Origin of the sequence: Bradyrhizobium sp. PMVTL-01 (genome assembly GCF_051861855.1) — a bacterium.
Lineage (GTDB): Bacteria > Pseudomonadota > Alphaproteobacteria > Rhizobiales > Xanthobacteraceae > Bradyrhizobium.
The window spans coordinates 1,461,123-1,479,317 of record NZ_CP193982.1 but is presented as its reverse complement, the minus strand read 5'-3'; the positions used below and the strand labels follow the sequence as shown (position 1 = coordinate 1,479,317).

The following is an 18,195-nucleotide window of genomic DNA, read 5'->3' as shown; positions in this document are numbered from 1 at the left end:
ACAAACGGAATCAAGGTAAAATGAAACGAAGAATTAGCCATCCGACGGCAGCCCCTGCTCGAGCCCGCGAAAGCGCAGCGGCGCCAGGGCCGAGGCGCGCTGCCACCAGTCGGCGACGCGGTCGTCGAGCGCGGTCACGCCGCGGCCCTGGCCGGGGAAGATCCGGATCTGCTGCACCGCCTCGGCCTCGAAGCCCTTCCCCCTGCGCGTGATCTTGAGGGCGGCGCCTTCGCGGTCCCGCTGGGTCAGCGGCACCAGGAGGCGGCCGCGCGGGCGGAGCGATTGCAGCCAGAGCGGATACGGATGCGAGAAGCCGGCGTGGACGATGATCACGTCGGCGGGTTCGCCGATCTCCGCACAACCGTCGCCGTTGATGACCTCGACATTGCGATAGCTACGAAGGTAGTCCGCAGCCCGCGCTGCGAGCCGCTCGTCGCATTCGATCGCATGCACGCTGCCCTTTGGACCAACCATCTTCGACAGCACCGCCGAGAAATAGCCGAGGCCGCAGCCGATCTGGACCACGCGGTCCTTCGCCCTGACGTCGAGCACGTCGATCAGATGCGCCCACAGGCTCGGCAGACCGGTGTCGAGCTTGCGGCGCGCGTCGATCGCGACCAGCACATTGTCATAGAGATGAATGGGCTCGGCGTCCGGCGTCAACCGGTAGCTGCGCGCCGCTTCGCTCTTGATACGCCAGGGTCCTCTGGCCAGAAAATCCTCGCGCGGAACGGCAGCGAGCGCTTCGAGCAGGCGCGGTGAGGAAATCCGCTCGCGCCTGGCAATCAACTCCACATAGCGCGCACGCGCGGCGGCGAGATCGCTCATCTCGCCGCATCGGCCTGTTCAGGAACCGGCGCATCCGCATCGAGCTCGTTGACCAGCTGCATCGCCTGCTTGAGGTCCGGCGTGTAAAAACCCTCGCTGAACCTGCCCACGATCGGCGCGAGCAGGAGACGCGCGTGCTCACGCTTGCCGGCCTGGCGCGACAGCCGCGCGAGGCTCGTGGCGGTGCGAAGCTCCCACGACAGCGCGCCCTGCTTGCGTGCGACGTCCAGCGACAGGCCGAACAGCTCCTCGGCCTCCTGCACCGAGGCCGGGTCGCCGTCCGACAGCGTGATCTCGCCTTGCAGGCGATAGACCTCGGCGAGGTAGGAATGATCGCCCGTCCGCCGCGCAGTCGCGAGCGCGCCGTCCAGCGCGCGCAAGGCGGCCTCTCGCATCCCGACCTTGGCATAGGCTTCAGCCAACAGGCAGCGGAACCAGCAGCCGGCGAGCCAGGAATCCATTGCCTCGTATTCGTCGAGGCCGAAGCGCATCTGGCTGAGACCCTCGTCGGCCTCGCCGAGCTGCGTCAGCGCCCACCCGCGCAGAATCGCGGCCTGCTGCTTCCAGTGCAGGAAATTGTGCTCGGTCGCGATGATCATGGCGCGGTTGGCGTGATCGCGCGTGCCCTCGACGTCGCGCAAATGCTGGCAGAGGTAGGCGCCGAACATGAGCGCGAAGGCCAGCGTGAACGGATGTCGGATCTTCTCGGCATTGGCGATCGCCTGTTCGCTGTGCTGGCGCGCCGCGTCGGGCCGGCCGAGGAACCAGAGCAGATAGCCGAGATAGGACAGCGAGACGACGCCGGGATCGGTGCCGTGCCGCTCCATCAGATCGGAATGCAGGTCGGGGCTGTAGAGGTTGATGCAGCGATGCAGATGATGCTGCGAGGCGGCAAAGCGGCCGCGATAGAGCATGGTCATCGCGATCGAACGGTGCGCCTCGATCAGGTAACCGGTCTGCTGCGCCGGCGCCGACCGCTCGTTCAGCCGCTCGCGCTTGGCGAATTTCATGAGCTCGACGCTGAGATCGTGTGCGCGGGTGAGATCGGCGCGGATGAAGTGGCAGACCCAGAGGCCGCGGGTGGCGGCAAAGGCCTTCTCGTCGTCGTCGAGCTGCTGGCCCAGCTCGAGCGCGCGGATGTAGTTCTCCTCGACCTCCTGCACCGCATAGCCCTTGGCGGCGATCAGCGCGTTGCCGAGCGCGATGCGCAGCTCGAGTTCCATCTCGTCGGCGCCCTGCATGCGCGCATTGGCCTGCACGACGCTCAAGCCGCGGCGCAGATGGCCGATCGCCTCCAGATTGGCGCCGCTCCTGGCCGCCTGCTTGCCGGCCTTGAGCCAGAAGCTGGCGGCGCCCTCGCTCTGGCCGGATTCGGTCAGATGATGGGCCAGCAGCTCCGGCTCGCGATCGGTCTTCTCGGGATACATCTCGCCGAGCACCTGCGCGATGCGCGCGTGCAGCTTGCGGCGCTCGCTGTGCAGCAGGCTCGCATGCGCGGCGTTCTGGATCATCACGTGCTTGAACGAGTAGAGCGCATCCGGGGGATGGCCACGCCGCATGACCAGCCCGGCCTCCTCCAGATGGTTGAGCGCGGCCTCGATCTGCTCGGCCGGCGTATTGGCGACGGCCTGGAGCGTCTCGTAGGAGAACTCGCGGCCGATGGTGGCGCCGATCTGCGCGATCCGCTTGAACGGGCCCATCCGGTCGAGCCGCGCCATCAGCGAGTCCGTCAGCGTTGCCGGAATCGCGAGCTGCCGCCACGGGCCCGACAGCACGTAGCGTCCGTGCCGCTCGGTCAGGAGATTGGATTCCAGAACCGTCTTGGTGAGCTCTTCCAGGAACAGCGGCACGCCGTCGGTCTTGACGATGATCTCCTCGACCACCTCCTTGGGCAGCTCCCGTCCGGCGACACGCTCGACCAGCGTCGTGCGCAGCTGCCGGCTCAGACGATTGAGCACCAGCGTGGTGATGTGCGAATGCGCGTTCCAACTCGGCTGGAATTCGGAGCGCGCGGTGATGATGACCAGGATCGGCCGGTTCTGCACCCGGTCGACGAGCAGGTCTATCACCTCACGGGAGGTCGGATCGATCCAGTGCAGATCCTCGAATGCGATCACCAGCGGCATCTCCCGCGCGAGGCCGAGGAAGTGATTGACCAGCGCCGCGACGGTCGCATCCTTTTGCTGCTGCGGCGACAGGCCGAGCGGCGGATAGCGGTCGCCGGTCGGTATCGACAGCAGCGCGGCAAACAGCGGCGTGACCTGCTCGATGTCGCCGTGCGCGGCGGCGATCGCGGTCTCCAGGCTCGCCAGCGACAGCGCCGAGGTATCCTCGCGGTCGAGGCCGAGTGAGAACTTGAGCTGCTCGGCGAACGGATAGAACGCGGTCGAGGTGTAGTAGGGCGAACACTGGAAGGAGACCTGCCCATGCCGGTCGACCGATATCCGCTCGAAGATTTCCTGGATGATGCGCGACTTGCCGATGCCGGGCTCGCCGAACTTGACCACGACCTGACCGTCGCCGTCCTTGGCCTGCTGCCAGCGGCCCATCAACAGCGCGATCTCCTCCTCGCGGTTGACGAGCGGCGTCAGCCGCGCCCCCATCGCCGCGGCGAAGCGGGTCTCGACCCGCGTGGCGCGCACCACATGCCAGGCCTGCGCCTTTTCCGAGATGCCCTTCAGCGCATGGACACCGAGATTGCGGTAGTCGAACTTGCCCTTCAGCAGCGACTGCGTCGAGGCGGAGATCACGACGCCGTTGGGTGGCGCCAGGGCTTGCAGGCGCGCCGCAAGATTGACGGTTTCGCCGACCGCGGAGTCGCGCTCCTCGGTGCCCTGCCCGACGAGGTCACCGACCACGACGAGGCCGGTCGCAATGCCGATGCGGACAGCTGGCGAATGGCTGAGCGCGCCGCGCGGCTCGATCGCGCGCGCGGTCGACAGCACCCGCACGATCTCGAGCCCTGCACGCACCGCACGCTCGGCGTCGTCCTCATGTGCGGTCGGATAGCCGAAATAGACGAGGATGCCGTCGCCGACGTAACGGGCGGCAAAGCCCTCGTAGTGCTTGACCACGCGGACGCAGGTCTCACGGAAGCTCGCAATCATGTCGCGCACGTCTTCCGGATCGAACTGCACCGAGAGCGCGGTGGAATCGACCATGTCGCAGAACATCGTGGTGAGCTGGCGCCGCTCGGCCCCGACCTCTGTCCGGGTCTGCGGGCGCGACGCCGCGGCCGGCGGCTCCGCCGTTTCGGCCCGGAATAGCGCCGCCATCGCCCGCTGGAGCCGCTTGCGGTCGCCCAGCGGCAATCCGAGCTCGACCAGATCGGATTCGGTCAGATCCCCCAGCACGTCGAGATCCAGGCGGTGCCGCGCGAAAAGATCGGAGTAGTGGCCGAGGCCGACGCCCTCGAGCCAGCGCTTCAGCCTGCCTTCCGTCGCCGTACTTGGCTCATTCTCCAGCATGGTGATTCTGCCCGACCATCACTCCGTCGAAGGGCTTTGGGCCCCTCAACCACAGATTTTGGGGCCCGAACGTCACCTCAGACTGGACGCGTTCCCTAACTCTTGAGAAGAATAGCCCAATCAGATCAAAAGGGAATGGCATTGTCGGATATTGCATCCGGAGCGGGATCGGCCGGCGCGAGCCTGGAAACGAAGATCTTTTCCCATATCGGCGGCCTTCTCGACTTCCACGCCCGCAGGATTCCTGCGGCGGCCGCTCTCCTCGCCCCCGGCCGGCCGGCACTCACCTATGGCGCGCTTGGCGAGCGGACGCAGGATCTCGTGCGCATGCTGCGCGGGCTCGGCATCGCGCCTGCGGACCGGATCGCCGTTGCGCTGCCGCGCGGCGCCGACAGCGCGCTCGCGCTGATCGCGGTCGCCTCGAGCTGCGCCTGCATCCCGGTCAATCCCGATCTGACCGCGGACGAGCTGCAACGCTATTTCAGCGAATTGAAGCTGACCGCACTCGTCACCCGCGCCGACATGAACTCGCCCAGTCGCGACGTCGCCAAGGCGCTTGGCATCACCGTGATCGATTTCGTGCCGGGGCCGAAAGACGATCTCGGCGGCTGCACTTTCATGGGCCCGACCATCGGGCCTGCGGGCACGAGCGGCGCCTCGCGCGGCGACGAGGATGCCTTCATCCTGCTGACATCGGGCACGGCGGCGCGGCCGAAAATGGTGCCGCTGACGCATCGTAACGTGTGCCTCTCCGCCTTTAATGCCGGCCGAGTGCTGTCGCTGACGTCGCATGATCGCCTGCTCAACGTCCTGCCGCTGTTTCACGCCCATGGCTTGATCTCCGGTCTTCTGACGGCATTGGCCGCGGGCTCGAGCGTGATCTGCACCGACGGCTTCGACGCCGCGTCCTTCTTCGGCTGGATGCGAGAGCTGCAGCCGACCTGGTACACGGCGGTGCCGACCATCCATCGCGCGCTGCTGACGGCGGCGGAAGCGAATCCCGACCGCGTCGGGGCCTCGTCGCTGCGCGTGATCCGCTCGGCCTCGGCCTCACTCGCGCCCGCGATCCTTGCCGGGCTGGAGGCGACGTTCGGCGTTCCCGTGCTCGAGACCTACGGCATGACGGAAGCGGCCTCGCAGATCGCCGCCAACCCATTCGAGCTGCGCAAGGTCGGGTCGGTCGGCCGCGCCGCGGGGCCCGAGATCGCCATCATGGACGAGACGGGCCGTACGCTTGCGAGCGGCGAGCGCGGCGAGATCGTGCTGCGCGGGGCGAACATGACGCGCGGCTACTATAATGACGAGGCGGCGACGCAAGCGGCCTTCCGCGATGGCTGGTTCCGGACCGGCGATCTCGGCTATCTCGACGCCGACGGCTATCTCTTCATCGTCGGCCGCATCAAGGACGTGATCAACCGCGGCGGCCAGAAGGTCTCGCCGCTGGAGGTGGAAGACGTGTTGCTCGGCCATCCGGCGGTGCTGGAGGCCGGCGTATTTGCCGTTCCGCACCCAAAGCTCGGCGAGAACGTCGCCGCCGTCGTGGTGCTGCGGCCGAATTCCGAGGCGAGCTCGGACCAGTTGCGCCAGTTCGCGCGAAAGCGCCTTGCGGCTTACAAGGTGCCGAGCCTGATCCGCGGCGTGCCCGCGCTGCCGAAGGGCGCCAGCGGCAAGGTCAAGCGGAATGCGCTGGCCGGGTTGATCGCAGAGACTGCGGATGCCGGCGAGACGCGCCTGCCGCGCAATGCGCTGGAGACTCAGCTCGCCGCGATCTGGGCCGGCTTGCTGGAGCTGCCCCGGGTCGGCATCGATCAGGACGTGTTCGCGCTCGGCGCGGACTCGCTCGCGGTGACACAGATGCGCTCGCGCCTGCGCGAACGCTTCAACGTCGACTTCTCCTTCGAGGACATTTTCGATTGCGCCACGGTGGCGGCGCTCGCGGCCCGGCTGGAGACCGCGGCAGCCCATCGCGATGCGTCATTACCGGCCTGGCGCCAGGCGGCGGCAGCGGACGCGCCGCTGTCGTTCCAGCAGCAACGGATGTACCTGCTCTCGCGGCTCGACCCCACCCGCTACAATTACAATGTCGTCGAAGTCGCAATGCTGAAAGGCCGGGTCGACGTCGCCGCACTTTCCGCGAGCCTCACCGCGATCTGCGCACGCCACGAGGCGCTGCGCTCGGTCTTCATCGAACGGCAGGGCGAGCCCGCGCAGCGCGTGCTGCAATCCCCGCCACGGTTCGAGCGGATCAAGTTCAAGCCCTGCCCCGCGGACAAGCGGGTCGGGGTGATCAGGCGTGAGGCACTCAAGCTCGCGCAGTATCCATTCGATCTGGCACACGAAGCGCCGCTGAAAGTCACGCTGCTGTCGTTCGACACATCCAGCCACGCGCTGGTCGTCAACGTCCATCACCTCGTCACCGACGGCTGGTCGCAGCGGTTGTTCTGGGAGGAACTCGCCGCCCACTATGCCGCGGCACACAGGAAGGACGTGGCGGCGCTGCCCTCGCCCGCCTTCCAGTATCGCGACTTCGCGCTCTGGCAGCAGAACTGGGCGCAGACGCCGGCGGCGAAGGAGCAGCTCGATTACTGGCGGACGCAGCTCGACGGCGTCACGACGCTGCCGCTGCGGACCGACCGGCCACGGCCGGAGGTCTGGAGCGGTCATGGCGCCCGTCACTATTTCGAGTTCTCCAGGACCCTCTCGGGCGACGTCCGTGCGCTGAGCCAGGCCCAGGGCGTGACGCCCTTCATGACCCTGCTCGCGACCTTCCAGTGTCTCCTGTTCCGCCACACTGGACACGAAGACGTCGCCACGGGATCGCTGATTGCCAATCGCAACCAGATCGAGAGCGAGCGCCTGATCGGGCTGTTCGCCAACACCCTGATCCTGCGCAACGATTTTGGCGGCGATCCGAGCTTCGGCGAGATGTTGCGGAGGGTGCGTCAGGTGACGCTGGACGCCTACCGCAACCAGGACCTTGCGATCGAGGAGGTACTGCGCGCGCTGCAGGTCGCGCGAAGGACGGACGGCAATCCGCTGTTCCGGATCATGTTCATCCTCCAGAACGCCTCGATCGAGGCGGCACGCTTTCCCGGCCTGTCGACGCGACGGCTGGAGGTGGATCCGCTAGTTGCGCGCTTCGACATCACCCTCGAACTGGTCGAGGCCGACGGGCGGTTCACCGGCTTCTTCGAATACGCCACCGATCTGTTCGACGCGGCAACGATCGCAAGCATGGCCTCGCAGTTCAAGACACTGCTCAAGGCCGTCATCGCAGACCCGGAACAGCGCATCTCGCGCCTGCCGCTGCTGACCGAGGCCGAACGCCGGCAGTTGCTGGCAAAAGGCCACGGCGTGCCCGCCAACTTCGCCGCACGCGGCAATTTCTGCGAACGCTTCGACCGCCAGGCGAAGAGGACGCCGAACGCGATCGCGGTGTCGGACGGCCGCGCATCCCTGCGTTATCGCGAGCTGGTGCGCCGCAGCCAGGCGATCGCGCGCTGGCTCGTTCGCGAGGGCGTCGGGGCCGAGACGGTGGTCGCCTTGCTCGCCGAGCGCGGCCCCGATCTGCTCGCCGCCATGATCGCGGTGCAGCGCGTGGGCGCGGCCTTCCTGAACCTCGATCCGGACCAGCCGACGGCGCGACTGGCGACCATCCTCGGATCGAGCTGCGCCCGCGTGCTGCTGACAGGGCGCGCCCAATCGGCCATGGTCGCCGCGCTGCTCGAGCCGCTGGTCGAGCGCATCCAGGTGGCCGAGATCGACGACACCATCGCCCCAGGCGCAACCAAGCCGGCCCGCGCCGCGCGGCGCACAGCATCGAGCCTTGCCTATCTCATCTATACGTCCGGCTCCTCCGGCGCGCCGAAGGGCGTCATGATCGAGCAGCGCGGCATGTCGAACCATCTGGCCTCGCTGATTTCCGAGCTGAAGCTGTCGCCCAAGGACGTGATCGCGCAGACCGCGCCGCAGAGTTTTGTGATTTCTGTCTGGCAATTTCTCGCAGGCCCGATGATAGGCGCGCGCGTACATGTCTGCGGCACCGCGATCGTGCAGGACCCGATCCTGCTCGCGCGGGAGATCGAGCGCGAGCACATCACCGTGCTCGAGATCGTCCCCTCGCTGCTCCGTGTGATCCTCGATCGCATGCACGAAGCGCCGGTCCGGCGCGCCTTCGCGAAGTTGCGGCTCCTGATCTCGACCGGCGAGCCCTTGCCCATCGACCTCTGCCGCACCTGGTTCGCCCGCTGTCCGAACGTGCCGCTGATCAATGCCTATGGAGCGTCGGAATGTTCCGACGACGTGTCGCTTCATCGTCTGACCAGGGCGCCCGCGATAGCGACGGGCAACGTTCCGGTCGGCGCGCCGCTGCCGAACACCCAGCTCTACGTGCTCGACGCCGACCTCCAGCCGCAGCCGGTCGGCGTGACCGGCGAGCTCTGCATCGGCGGCGCCGGCGTCGGCCGTGGCTATGTCAACGATCCCGCGCAGAGCCGGCAGCGGTTCCTGCCCGATCCGTTTTCGCGCCAGGCGGGCTCCCGCCTGTACCGCACCGGCGATCTCGCCCGTCGCCGCACCGACGGCATGATCGAATGCCTCGGCCGCGCCGACCATCAGGTCAAGATCCGCGGCTACCGCATCGAGCTCAAGGAGATCGAGAATGCGCTTGCCGACCATCCTGGCGTGCGCACCGGCATCGTCGAACCGCGCCGCGAGGCGAGCGGCGATGTCAGGCTCATCGCCCATATCGTTGCGAAGCCCGGCAGCCGGGTCAGCGCCAGCGACCTGCGCGAATTCCTGAAGAGCCGGCTGCCCGGCCATGCCGTCCCCTCCGCCTTCCTGTTCCTCGACCAGGTGCCGCTCAACGCCCATGGCAAGATCGATCGCTCCGCGCTGCTGGCGCCCGCGCAGCTGCAAACGACCGACCCCGATGCCGCCGTGCCGGCGCGGCGCTTCACCGAAAAGGTGCTCTCCGACATCTGGATCGACCTGCTGAAGGTCGAGAGCCTGGGAGTGACAGACAATTTCTTCGATCTCGGCGGCCATTCGCTGCTGGCCGGCCAGGTGATGGCGCGCGTCGCCCGCGCGCTCGGCGTATCGCTGCCGATCAAGACCATTTTCGAAGCGCCGACCGTCGAAGAGCTTGCCCGTCGTGTCGACGAAGCCGTGGCAGCGAAGCCGCGCAACCTTGCCACAAGCATCTCGCGGCTGATCGCAAGCGGGCCGCCGACGCTCTCGATGGCACAGGACCAGATGATTCGGATCGAGCAGAAACTGCCCGGCCTGCCGCTGTTCAACCTGCCCTTTGCCTTCCGTCTAGAGGGCCCGCTCGATCCGGCCATCCTCGCGCAAGCATTCGGCGACATCGTGCGCCGCCACGAATCGCTGCGGACCGGTTTCGGCCGGAACGGCGACGAGCCCGTCAGCCGCATCGCCACTCCCAGCGAGCTCGGGCCCGTCCTCACCGTCGAGGTCATCGGCGACGGTCGGCCGCACAACAACAAGCGGCGCAAGGCGCTCGAACTGCGGAAGATCGATCTGCTGATCGAACAGGAGACCTATACGCCGTTCGACATCGCGCGGCCGCCGCTATTGCGGGCGCGGCTGTTGCGGCTCCATGCCGACGACCACGTGCTGCTGCTGACGATCCATCATGTCATTGCCGATGGCTGGTCGATCGGCGTGCTGTTCGACGAATTGTCGAACCGCTATGCGGCGCTGGCCAGGCGCCCCGCGCCGCCGCTCCCGACGCCTCCGGCCTTTTCGGACGTCGCGCGCTGGCAGCGCTGGTGGTGCGGCACCGACGCCGCCCGCCGCCAGGCCGCCGACTGGACGGAGAATCTGCGCGGCGCGGCCGCGATCTTCGAGGGCGAAGCGGACCCGGGCGCGTCCACCGGGCACCATCCGCTCGGGCTCGAGCCCGATCTGATCGCACGGCTCACAGCGTTCGCCGGTCAGCACAATGGCACGCTGTTCATGTGCCTGCTCACCGGCCTGAAGGCCGTGCTGCTGGCGCGGACCGGCCGCACCGACATCTCGGTCGCCACCGCCATGGCCAATCGCGCCCAGCCGGACACCGACCGCATCGTCGGCCCGTTCGAGAACACGGTGATCGTCCGTACGACAATCACTGCGGATCTGTCGTTCACGCAGGCCCTGAACCGGGTACGCCAGAGCGTGCTCGATGCGCATGCACGGCAGGAGCTGCCGTTCAACATGCTGGCCGACCATCTGGAGCGGGAGGGGATCGACCCCGCAGCGCTGCTCCAGGTCTATTTCACGCTGCAGAATCCGCTGCGCCAGCCGCTCGACCTGCCGGAGATTGCGGTGCAATCGATCGGAAACGTCGCGCGCGAGGGCCAGCCGGTGCTGCCGATCGACCAGACCTGGCTGTCGCTCATGCTGAAAGAGCGCCCGACAGGAATCACCGGTTCATGTAATTACAAGCACGAGCTCCTGGACGGCGGCACGGTTCGCACATGGATGGCAGAGCTCGTCGCGCTGCTGGAGGCAGCGGTTGCCCAACCCGGCACACCACTCGGCCAATTGCTCGCGCGCAAGGCGGCATGACCGGCCGTGCACGAGGTCGAATACAGGTTCACTCGTCAAAGCTGTGCATGATCAAGTTGCATCTTGATTATTTGGCGCCACCGCGCAAGATTATTCGCGTCTTTTTGATTTGGACGATTTTTTTCAAAACCGGGGGAGTGCGTTATGGGTTTCATCAAATTTACCAAGGGTACCTCGTTGAGCGACAAGGACCGCAAGGCCCTGCAAAAACTGCTGGCCGGCGAGAAGAAGAAGCTGCAGTCCGCGCTGAAGGACGTCGATGCCAGCCTTTCGATGCTGGGCGGCACGAAGAAGAAGGCCAAGAAGAAAAAGTAAGACTAGTCGGCAGGGACGCCGCACCAATCTTTCAGGCTTCATTTTTTCGGCCTCCGGTTTTTAAATCGGGCCGCTCGCTGGTCGAGTTGGGGTCTCGCGCAAGCTTGCGCCCGAAGACCGGCCTGCAAATCGACAAGAATTTGCCTGGGTGGACCGCTAAGACCGGTCCACTGGTTGATTCTTGCTCAGTTGATTCTTCCGTCAGAGCCGGGGCTTGGGCCTCTGCCTGACGCCAAAGGCCCAATTGATGGCAGACGACAGAATTGAACTGTTTGTCGGACTGATCGCGACCATTGACACGCCAGGCGCAGCCGATGCGTGCCGACGGCTGCTGTCGGTCGACGAACGGATCCGCGCCGACCGTTTCAAGTTCGAGCGGCATCGGCGGCAATATATTTACGCGCACGCCATGCTCCGTCTGGCGCTGTCGCAGGTCGCGCCAAATGTCGCTCCGACCGCCTGGTCCTTTGGGGCCGGCCGCTATGGTCGCCCGTTTGTTGCATCGCCCCAAACCTCGACCGCGCTGCATTTCAGCCTGTCGCACGCCGACGGCTGCGTTGCCTGCGTCGTATCCGGGCATGAGGCTGTCGGCGTCGACGTCGAAACCGTGTCACGGAGTGTGGCCCCGCTTTCCACTGCGGATCGCTTCTTTGCGCCGGAGGAGGTCGAAACGTTGCGCAAGCTGCCAGAGCCGGCGGCGATAGAGCGATTCTTCGACTATTGGACGCTCAAGGAAGCCTATCTGAAGGCCAAGGGTTTCGGCCTCAACCTGCCGCTCGACGCCTTCGCGATGCAGATCTCGCGCGAGGCCATCGAGATCAGCTTCAAGCCCGACATCGCCGACGATCCCGACGGCTGGCACTTCTCGCTGTGCTCGCCCTCGCCCTCGCATCGCCTCGCGATCGCCGACGGCTCCCGGGCGCGCGGCGGCCTTCCCATCAACCACAATGCCTGGCCGCTCCAGGAAGCCGCTGAATGACGTCCTCGCGGCTGCGTGTCTTCCCTGCGATCTCGCGCAACCGCGATCCCAAGCAATATGTCGGTGAGCTGATGCGGGTGGCGGAGTTCGCCGACCGCAACGGCTTCGAAGGCATTCTGCTGTTCGAAGGCAACGACGTGTTCGTCGAGCCCTGGGCGATGGCCCAGCACATCATGGCGAAGACGACGCAGAGCTCGCCGTTGATCGCCGTCAACCCGGTCTACATGCACCCGTTTACGGCGGCGAAATTCGTCTCGTCTTTTGCACAGCTCTACGGTCGCAAGGTCTATCTCAACATGATCACGGGGACGGCGATCAGCGACCTGCAGGGGCTCGGCGACGAGCAGACCCATGCCGATCGCTATGTCAGGCTCGGCGAGTTCGTCGCGCTGATGCGCCAGCTGCTCTCGAGCCCGCGACCGGTGACGATCAAGGGCCGGTTCTATCGCGCGAGCAACCTGCAGCTTCGTCCGCGCCTGCCGGCGGAGCTGATGCCGGAATTCCTGATCGCCGGCCAATCGGAAGCGGCGCAGCGCGTCGCCAGAGAGACCGGCTGCATCAAGATGCAGATGCTGCCGCCAGATCTCGATGATGGCCTCGCGGCACCCGGCGTGAACTTCGGCATCTTCGCAAGGGAGAGAAGCGAAGAGGCGCGGCAGGCGGCCAAGGCGCGCTTCCGCGACAGCACCGATGATCGCGAGCTGCTCGCACTCACCGTTGAGAACAGCGACTCCGTGTGGAAGCGGCGGCTGTACGAGGGGCAAAGCGGCGAGCTTCAGCCCAACGGCTACTGGCTGCTGCCGTTCCTGACGTTCCAGGCGGACTGCCCCTATCTCGTCGGCAGCTACGAGGAGATCGGCGCCAGGCTGAGGGCGTTTGCGGCGAAGGGGCTGACCACGATCATGCTCGACATGGTCGCGGACGAGACCGAGATGCAGCACGTCTGCAAGGCGCTGACGGCAAGCGGGATGTTTTGACTACTGATCACACTGCATCCACATCGTCATTGCGAGGAGCCCTTGCGACGAAGCAATCCAGACTGATGCCGGGGAAAGATTCTGGATTGCTTCGCTTCGCTCGCAATGAAGGAGAATGACGGTCCATTCAGCGAAAGTCACCTTGCCTCTTCAAATCCCGCCAGCACCGAAGTCAAATTCGCGCCGAGGATATCCGAGAGATAGCCGCCTTCCTGCACGAACACGGTCGGCAGGGCCAGCCTCGCGATGGCCTGGCCGATGCGGCGGAAGCCGGGCGTGGTGACGGCGAGGCCCTTCAGCGGATCGTGTTCGGAGGCATCCAAGCCGAGTGCGATGACGAGGGCGCCGGGTGCGAAGGACTCGATTGCCTTGCGTGCGACGTCCATCGCCTGCATGTAGCCGTCATCGCCGGTGCCGATGGGCAGCGGAATGTTGAGATTGGCGCCGAGGCCCGGGCCTTCGCCGCGCTCATGCGCGTAACCCCACACATAAGGATAGTACGCGACCGGATCGGCATGGATCGAGATCGTGTACACATCCGGTCGCGCGTAGAAGATGCCTTGCGTGCCGTTGCCGTGATGAACGTCGACGTCGAGGATCACGACGCGCTCGTGCTTGAGCCGCAGATGCGCCGCGGCGATCGCACTGTTGTTGAGGAAGCAGAAGCCGCCGGCCATGTCGCGATAGGCGTGATGGCCGGGCGGACGGCAGAGCGCGTAGGTCGCATCCTCCCCATCCATCACCATTTGCGCGGCAGTGACCGCAACGTCCGTTGCGGCACAGGCCGCGGCCCAGGTGCCCGGACCGATCGGCGCCGCGGTGTCGGCGGTATGCCAGCCGAGCTTGCCGACGATGTGGGTGGGATAGGTCGCGGCGTGGCGCACGGGATGGATGTTGCCGATCATCTCCGGACCGGAATCGCCGAGCGCGGTCCAGGCGTTCCAAGCTTCGCTCAGGAACGACAGATATTCCGGGCTGTGAATGCGTGCGCGCGGCCCCTGCCCGAATGCCGTCGGCTCGACCAGTTGATGCTTGCCGTCCTTGAGGCCCTTGAGCAGGCGGTCGGCGCGCTCGGGCTGCTCGGTGGTGCGCTTGACGACGCCGCGCACCAGGAAGAATTGCGGATCGTGGCTGCGGTGCAGTTCGGTATGGACGGCTTTCACTGAAACACTCCGTGGGTCGCGTGCTGGATTCTTGTTCTGACGCGTTTTTTTGCGCGAACCGGTATCCACTTCGCTTGAAAACGCTTTGACGGTGCCACAGCTGTCTTGATGCCTGCGGCGGCCCGATGCAAGCAAGAAGAATGCCGCCCTCACGCCACTGTTCTGCACGGGAAGCAGACCGCCGGCTCAGCAGCGCCCGCGCTGAAGACAGTGCTCGCGGCCCTGCTGGTCGGTGCGGAAGGCCTCGATGAAGCCGCCCTGGCGCTGGGTGACGAAGACGGTCTTGCCGTCGCTGCCGCCGAAGGCAAGGTTGGTCGGCTCCTTGGCCCTCAGCGGGATCTCGCGCTCGACCGCGCCGGTCGGCTTCATCAGCGCGATCGTGCCCTTGAGAATGCGCGCGACATAGAGACGGCCGGCAACGTCCGTGCGCAGGCCATCGATCGTGTCGGGCTGGAACGCCTTGACAAGCTTTGCACCGGTGAGCTCGTTGCCGTTGATCGCATAGGACCAGATCTGGCCGCTGCTGGATTCGCCGACATAGAGCGTCTTGCCGTCAGGGCTGAGATCGATGCCGTTGGTAGTGCCCATCGCGCGCGGCGCCGACATCACCTGGCCCTGCACCGTACCGTCTGCTCGCCTGGCGATGCGCCAAATGTGGCCCTCGCGTCCCCTCCAGTTCGGATCGCTCGCATAGATCGTGCCGTCGCGGGCGATAGTGATATCGTTGGGCTGGCTCATCTCGTCGGAGTGAAACCAGACGGCAGGCTCGGTCGCACCCTTCGCCATCGCGAAGATGTTGTGCTTCTTGTAGTCGGCGATGAACATGGTGCCGCTGCGATCGAAACGGATCGCGTTGCCGACGCTGCCTTCGGGGAGTGTCGCGAACAGCGCCGAAGCGGCGGCGCCCGCGGGCAATTTGCCGATGGTGCCGGGCTTGCCGAGATTAACGACGAACAGGTTGCCGTCGAGATCGGCGGCGGGCCCTTCGATGCCGAATGTGTATTCGCCGGCGGGCGTCACCTGCACGCTATCGAACAGTTTTGTTTCGGCAGCGGCCGGCGGCGTCGCGACAAGCAGGATGCTACTGCACAGGCACCAGAAATTCCTGCCGGATGTAGTAGCCATCGTCGTCGGTGCACTCGCCATTCAGATAGGGATCGGCCGGCCGGAAGAAGCGACTGAAGCCGGGTCTGTCTACAGCGCTCCTTTGTGTCACGACGACGACCTTGGCGGCCGGTATTTCGCCGCATTCCTTGTTGGCTTTGCTGAAAAACTTACGCTGCGGCGGGCCGGGCTTGATCCGCATCCGCGTGCCCGGAACCATCTTGGCGACGAGCAGGTCCGCAGTATCGAGCAGGCGCGTGTAACCGGCCTCCGTCTTCGGCAGGCTCTCGCCGCCCGGCGGCATCAGCTTCTCGGCGCCGAGGCCGCGCAGGCGTGTGCGCAGCTTGCCGGCATCGGGATCTCCCGGATAGATCCAGCCGTCCTGCGCCAGCACGAAGCGCAGCGCTATTGCGTCCTTCTCCGCGTCAGTTTGGCTTGCCTTAAGGCCGAAATCGGAATGGCAGCCGAGGCAGTGCTTCTCGACGAGGCCCTTGCGCAAGGTGGTGAGGCGAATGCTGTTCTGCGCATCGCTGGCGACGAAGGCCGCGAGCTGGTCGATCATCGCCTGGCTGCGCGCGTCGCAGGAGAGCGGCTGAGGCGGATCGCCCGCGGCGCGATCGATGCGGATCACGGTCTGGTTCTTGTCCTCGACCAGCCAGATGGCGCCGTCCTCCGCGACCGTCATGCCGACCGGCGCGCCTTGCGGCCGCGCTCCGTTGACGCGGTGCCAGCCTGCGATCAGCTCATCGAAGGGCGCGGCAGCGACCTCGCCGGCGTCGGTCTGGAAACTGCGCGTGGGATCGGCAGCGCAACTGACGTGATATCGCACCGGCGGAGCGCTCGGCTTGGGGAAACCGTGATCGTCGACATCGTAGATGAGGACGCGGCTGCCGGTCGGACGGTAGCCGTGCAGGCCGACCAGCAGCTTGCCCTCCAGCTCCGGAAATTTGGCTCCGTGGTAATAGAGCATCGCGAGCGGCGCGCCGTGCGGCGGCATCAGCGAGATCGGCGGCTTGTAGAGCGGATTGGCTGAGCAGAACGATTTGTAGATGCCCGATTGCAGCACGAGCCTGAATTCGGGGCTCGGCGTCGACAGGTCATAGCAATACGGCCAACCGTAGTGCCGGCCCTGCTCGATCGCATTGATCTCCTCGTTCGGTTTGAAGTTATCGGGCAGGTCGCGGCCGTTCTCGCCTTGCAGAAAGGCGTAGCCGGCATCCGGAAACATCGGATGCAGCGCCAGCGCCATCGAGTTGCGGAGGCCGCGCGCATAGACCGTGTGCGGCGGATCAGGGTCGCCAGGTTTCAATGCCGGGAAGACGCCGCCTGCGGGCGGCGTGAACAGCCAGATCGCGGCCATCGCCGAGCCGCTTTCGGCCGCGGCGCAGGGCTTGTTGATCGGCGCCGGCGTGATGCAGTCGTCGCTGTGCGAGCCGACATTGACGAACAGCCGGCCGTTCCGATCGAACACGAACTGCTTGAGCGGGTGCGCACTCTCGTCGAGCTTCGTGCCGTCAGGCAGCGTGATCCGGCGGCCGGGCATATGACGGACGATGGTCTCGATTGTGCCGTGTGGATTGTCCGCGAGCGGGTCGAACCGGAAGATCGCCTCGGCGGTCGAGGCATAGAGCTTCCTGTCCGGGCCGACGACGAGGCCGAACGGGTATTCGAGCCCCGTCAGCAGCTCCTTGAAGCGTTGCCCCGGGGGCGCGTGCGGATCGAGCAGCAACAGCCGCCCGTCGGTGTGACCCCAGCCGCCCATGTCGGCCACCACGAACAGGTCGCGACCAGGCACCTGGACGATCGAGCGTGGGAATTTGAGGCGATCCTCTTCGCTGGCAACGAGGCCGGCGCAAAATCCCGCCTTCATGTCGATCTGGATCCTGGGAAAAACGAGGTCGCCGCTGCCGCAACTACCGGTGCCGATCGCGTAGCCGCTCTTCCTGATCGGTTCGGACGAAGCCGGGGCCAAGCCGAGCAGTGCGCCGGCCAAGACCGCAGCCAGAAGGCGCAGATGTTGCCGTTCGCTCCCGAATTTGAACTGGTTCACGGTGGCCCCCGACTCCCGGGGACGCTTGTTCCATGAGGCCTGGGCGCCGTCCAGTCATCCCTCGCCTGTGACTAAACCTGTAACGACTTTGGTGCCGACCAATCTCCGTAAATTCCCTTACCGGGCTCGACCCGAATGTTTCGCGAAGGCTTGGGGTGGTATCTGTTTGCCCAATCGCTTTCTACAGGAGGCGCTTATGGTCCAGGTCTATTTTCACTGCTCCAACACCGAGGGCACGCTGATCGACCGTTACGGCGCCGCCGTCGCCAGTCTGACCGAGGCGCGCGACCGCGCGACCCAGATCATGCACTCGATGATCCAGACGCCCGGTGCCGAGGACTGGCGCGACTGGGTGATCCATGTCAGCGATGACGACGGCGAGGAGATCTTCGATCTCCCCTTCACCGCCATGCTCGGCAAGCCGCACTGAGGTCGATGCCATGATACTCGCTTCACTCAGCCTGCTTCGCCAGCCCCTGACCTTCGTCGTCAGCAAGTGGCAGACGCTGGTGAAGGTGGCCGGCAACCCCTACCGCCCCGAGCTTCACTACATGCGCGGCCCGGGTCCGAAATGGCGCGCCAAGTATCAGGCAAGCCGGCTCGACCGCTCGCTCTGAGCGCTGCGGCCTCCACGCTTTCCAGCTGATTCAGTGTCCTTCGCATCATGGCCGGGGCTTGTCCCGGCCATGATGCGTTTGGGCGTCATCGCGTTCAGGCTCGCGGGCTCGTCGAGGGTCGGAAC

The 18,195-nt window shown here is 65.9% G+C and carries 11 protein-coding genes; 6 read left to right on the top strand and 5 right to left on the bottom strand.

What is annotated here, in order from left to right; all coding sequences use genetic code 11:
- Positions 1 to 33: 33 nt before the first annotated feature.
- Both ACRQ5Q_RS06940 and ACRQ5Q_RS06935 read right to left on the bottom strand, forming a co-directional pair.
- On the bottom strand, positions 34 to 828 hold the full coding sequence (locus tag ACRQ5Q_RS06940; protein WP_439373542.1) for a protein-L-isoaspartate O-methyltransferase family protein: 795 nt from the start codon (positions 826 to 828) through the stop codon (positions 34 to 36).
- On the bottom strand, positions 825 to 4,295 hold the full coding sequence (locus ACRQ5Q_RS06935) for an ATP-binding protein (RefSeq protein WP_439396631.1): 3,471 nt from the start codon (positions 4,293 to 4,295) through the stop codon (positions 825 to 827). The genes ACRQ5Q_RS06940 and ACRQ5Q_RS06935 overlap by 4 nt, the downstream gene beginning before the upstream one ends.
- Positions 4,296 to 4,430: 135 nt before the next feature.
- Here ACRQ5Q_RS06935 and ACRQ5Q_RS06930 point away from each other — a divergent pair, with 135 nt between their 5' ends.
- The 4 genes from ACRQ5Q_RS06930 (at position 4,431) to ACRQ5Q_RS06915 (ending at position 13,136) form a co-directional block, all read left to right on the top strand.
- Positions 4,431 to 10,865: an amino acid adenylation domain-containing protein gene (locus ACRQ5Q_RS06930; RefSeq protein WP_439396629.1), complete on the top strand. Its 6,435-nt coding sequence runs from the start codon at positions 4,431 to 4,433 to the stop codon at positions 10,863 to 10,865.
- 144 nt (positions 10,866 to 11,009) lie between these two features.
- Entirely contained in the window at positions 11,010 to 11,180 is a 171-nt protein-coding gene (locus ACRQ5Q_RS06925) for a hypothetical protein (RefSeq protein ID WP_439373539.1), read from the top strand.
- Between the two features lie 247 nt (positions 11,181 to 11,427).
- On the top strand, positions 11,428 to 12,159 hold the full coding sequence (locus ACRQ5Q_RS06920) for a 4'-phosphopantetheinyl transferase family protein (protein ID WP_439396627.1): 732 nt from the start codon (positions 11,428 to 11,430) through the stop codon (positions 12,157 to 12,159).
- The gene (locus ACRQ5Q_RS06915; RefSeq protein ID WP_439396625.1) at positions 12,156 to 13,136 is read left to right on the top strand and encodes an LLM class flavin-dependent oxidoreductase; all 981 of its coding nucleotides are present in this window, start codon (positions 12,156 to 12,158) and stop codon (positions 13,134 to 13,136) included. The genes ACRQ5Q_RS06920 and ACRQ5Q_RS06915 overlap by 4 nt, the downstream gene beginning before the upstream one ends.
- A 137-nt stretch (positions 13,137 to 13,273) precedes the next feature.
- On the opposite strand, the gene ACRQ5Q_RS06910 is transcribed toward ACRQ5Q_RS06915, so the two are convergent.
- From ACRQ5Q_RS06910 to ACRQ5Q_RS06900, 3 genes are all read right to left on the bottom strand, one after another.
- Positions 13,274 to 14,299, bottom strand: a complete 1,026-nt coding sequence (locus ACRQ5Q_RS06910) for a histone deacetylase family protein (protein WP_439373536.1) — start codon at positions 14,297 to 14,299, stop codon at positions 13,274 to 13,276.
- A 186-nt stretch (positions 14,300 to 14,485) separates the two neighbouring features.
- The gene (locus tag ACRQ5Q_RS06905) at positions 14,486 to 15,424 is read right to left on the bottom strand and encodes an SMP-30/gluconolactonase/LRE family protein (RefSeq protein WP_439373535.1); all 939 of its coding nucleotides are present in this window, start codon (positions 15,422 to 15,424) and stop codon (positions 14,486 to 14,488) included.
- Complete coding sequence (locus ACRQ5Q_RS06900; protein ID WP_439396623.1) at positions 15,381 to 17,453, bottom strand: PQQ-dependent sugar dehydrogenase; 2,073 nt, start codon at positions 17,451 to 17,453, stop codon at positions 15,381 to 15,383. The genes ACRQ5Q_RS06905 and ACRQ5Q_RS06900 overlap by 44 nt, the downstream gene beginning before the upstream one ends.
- 196 nt (positions 17,454 to 17,649) lie before the next feature.
- On the opposite strand from ACRQ5Q_RS06900, the gene ACRQ5Q_RS06895 reads away from it, so the two are divergent.
- Together ACRQ5Q_RS06895 and ACRQ5Q_RS06890 are read left to right on the top strand one after the other, a co-directional pair.
- Positions 17,650 to 17,883 (top strand): DUF6894 family protein, encoded by a 234-nt coding sequence (locus tag ACRQ5Q_RS06895; protein WP_018646193.1) that lies wholly within the window; start codon positions 17,650 to 17,652, stop codon positions 17,881 to 17,883.
- A gap of 10 nt (positions 17,884 to 17,893) precedes the next feature.
- Complete coding sequence (locus ACRQ5Q_RS06890; RefSeq protein WP_439373534.1) at positions 17,894 to 18,070, top strand: hypothetical protein; 177 nt, start codon at positions 17,894 to 17,896, stop codon at positions 18,068 to 18,070.
- Positions 18,071 to 18,195: the final 125 nt, after the last annotated feature.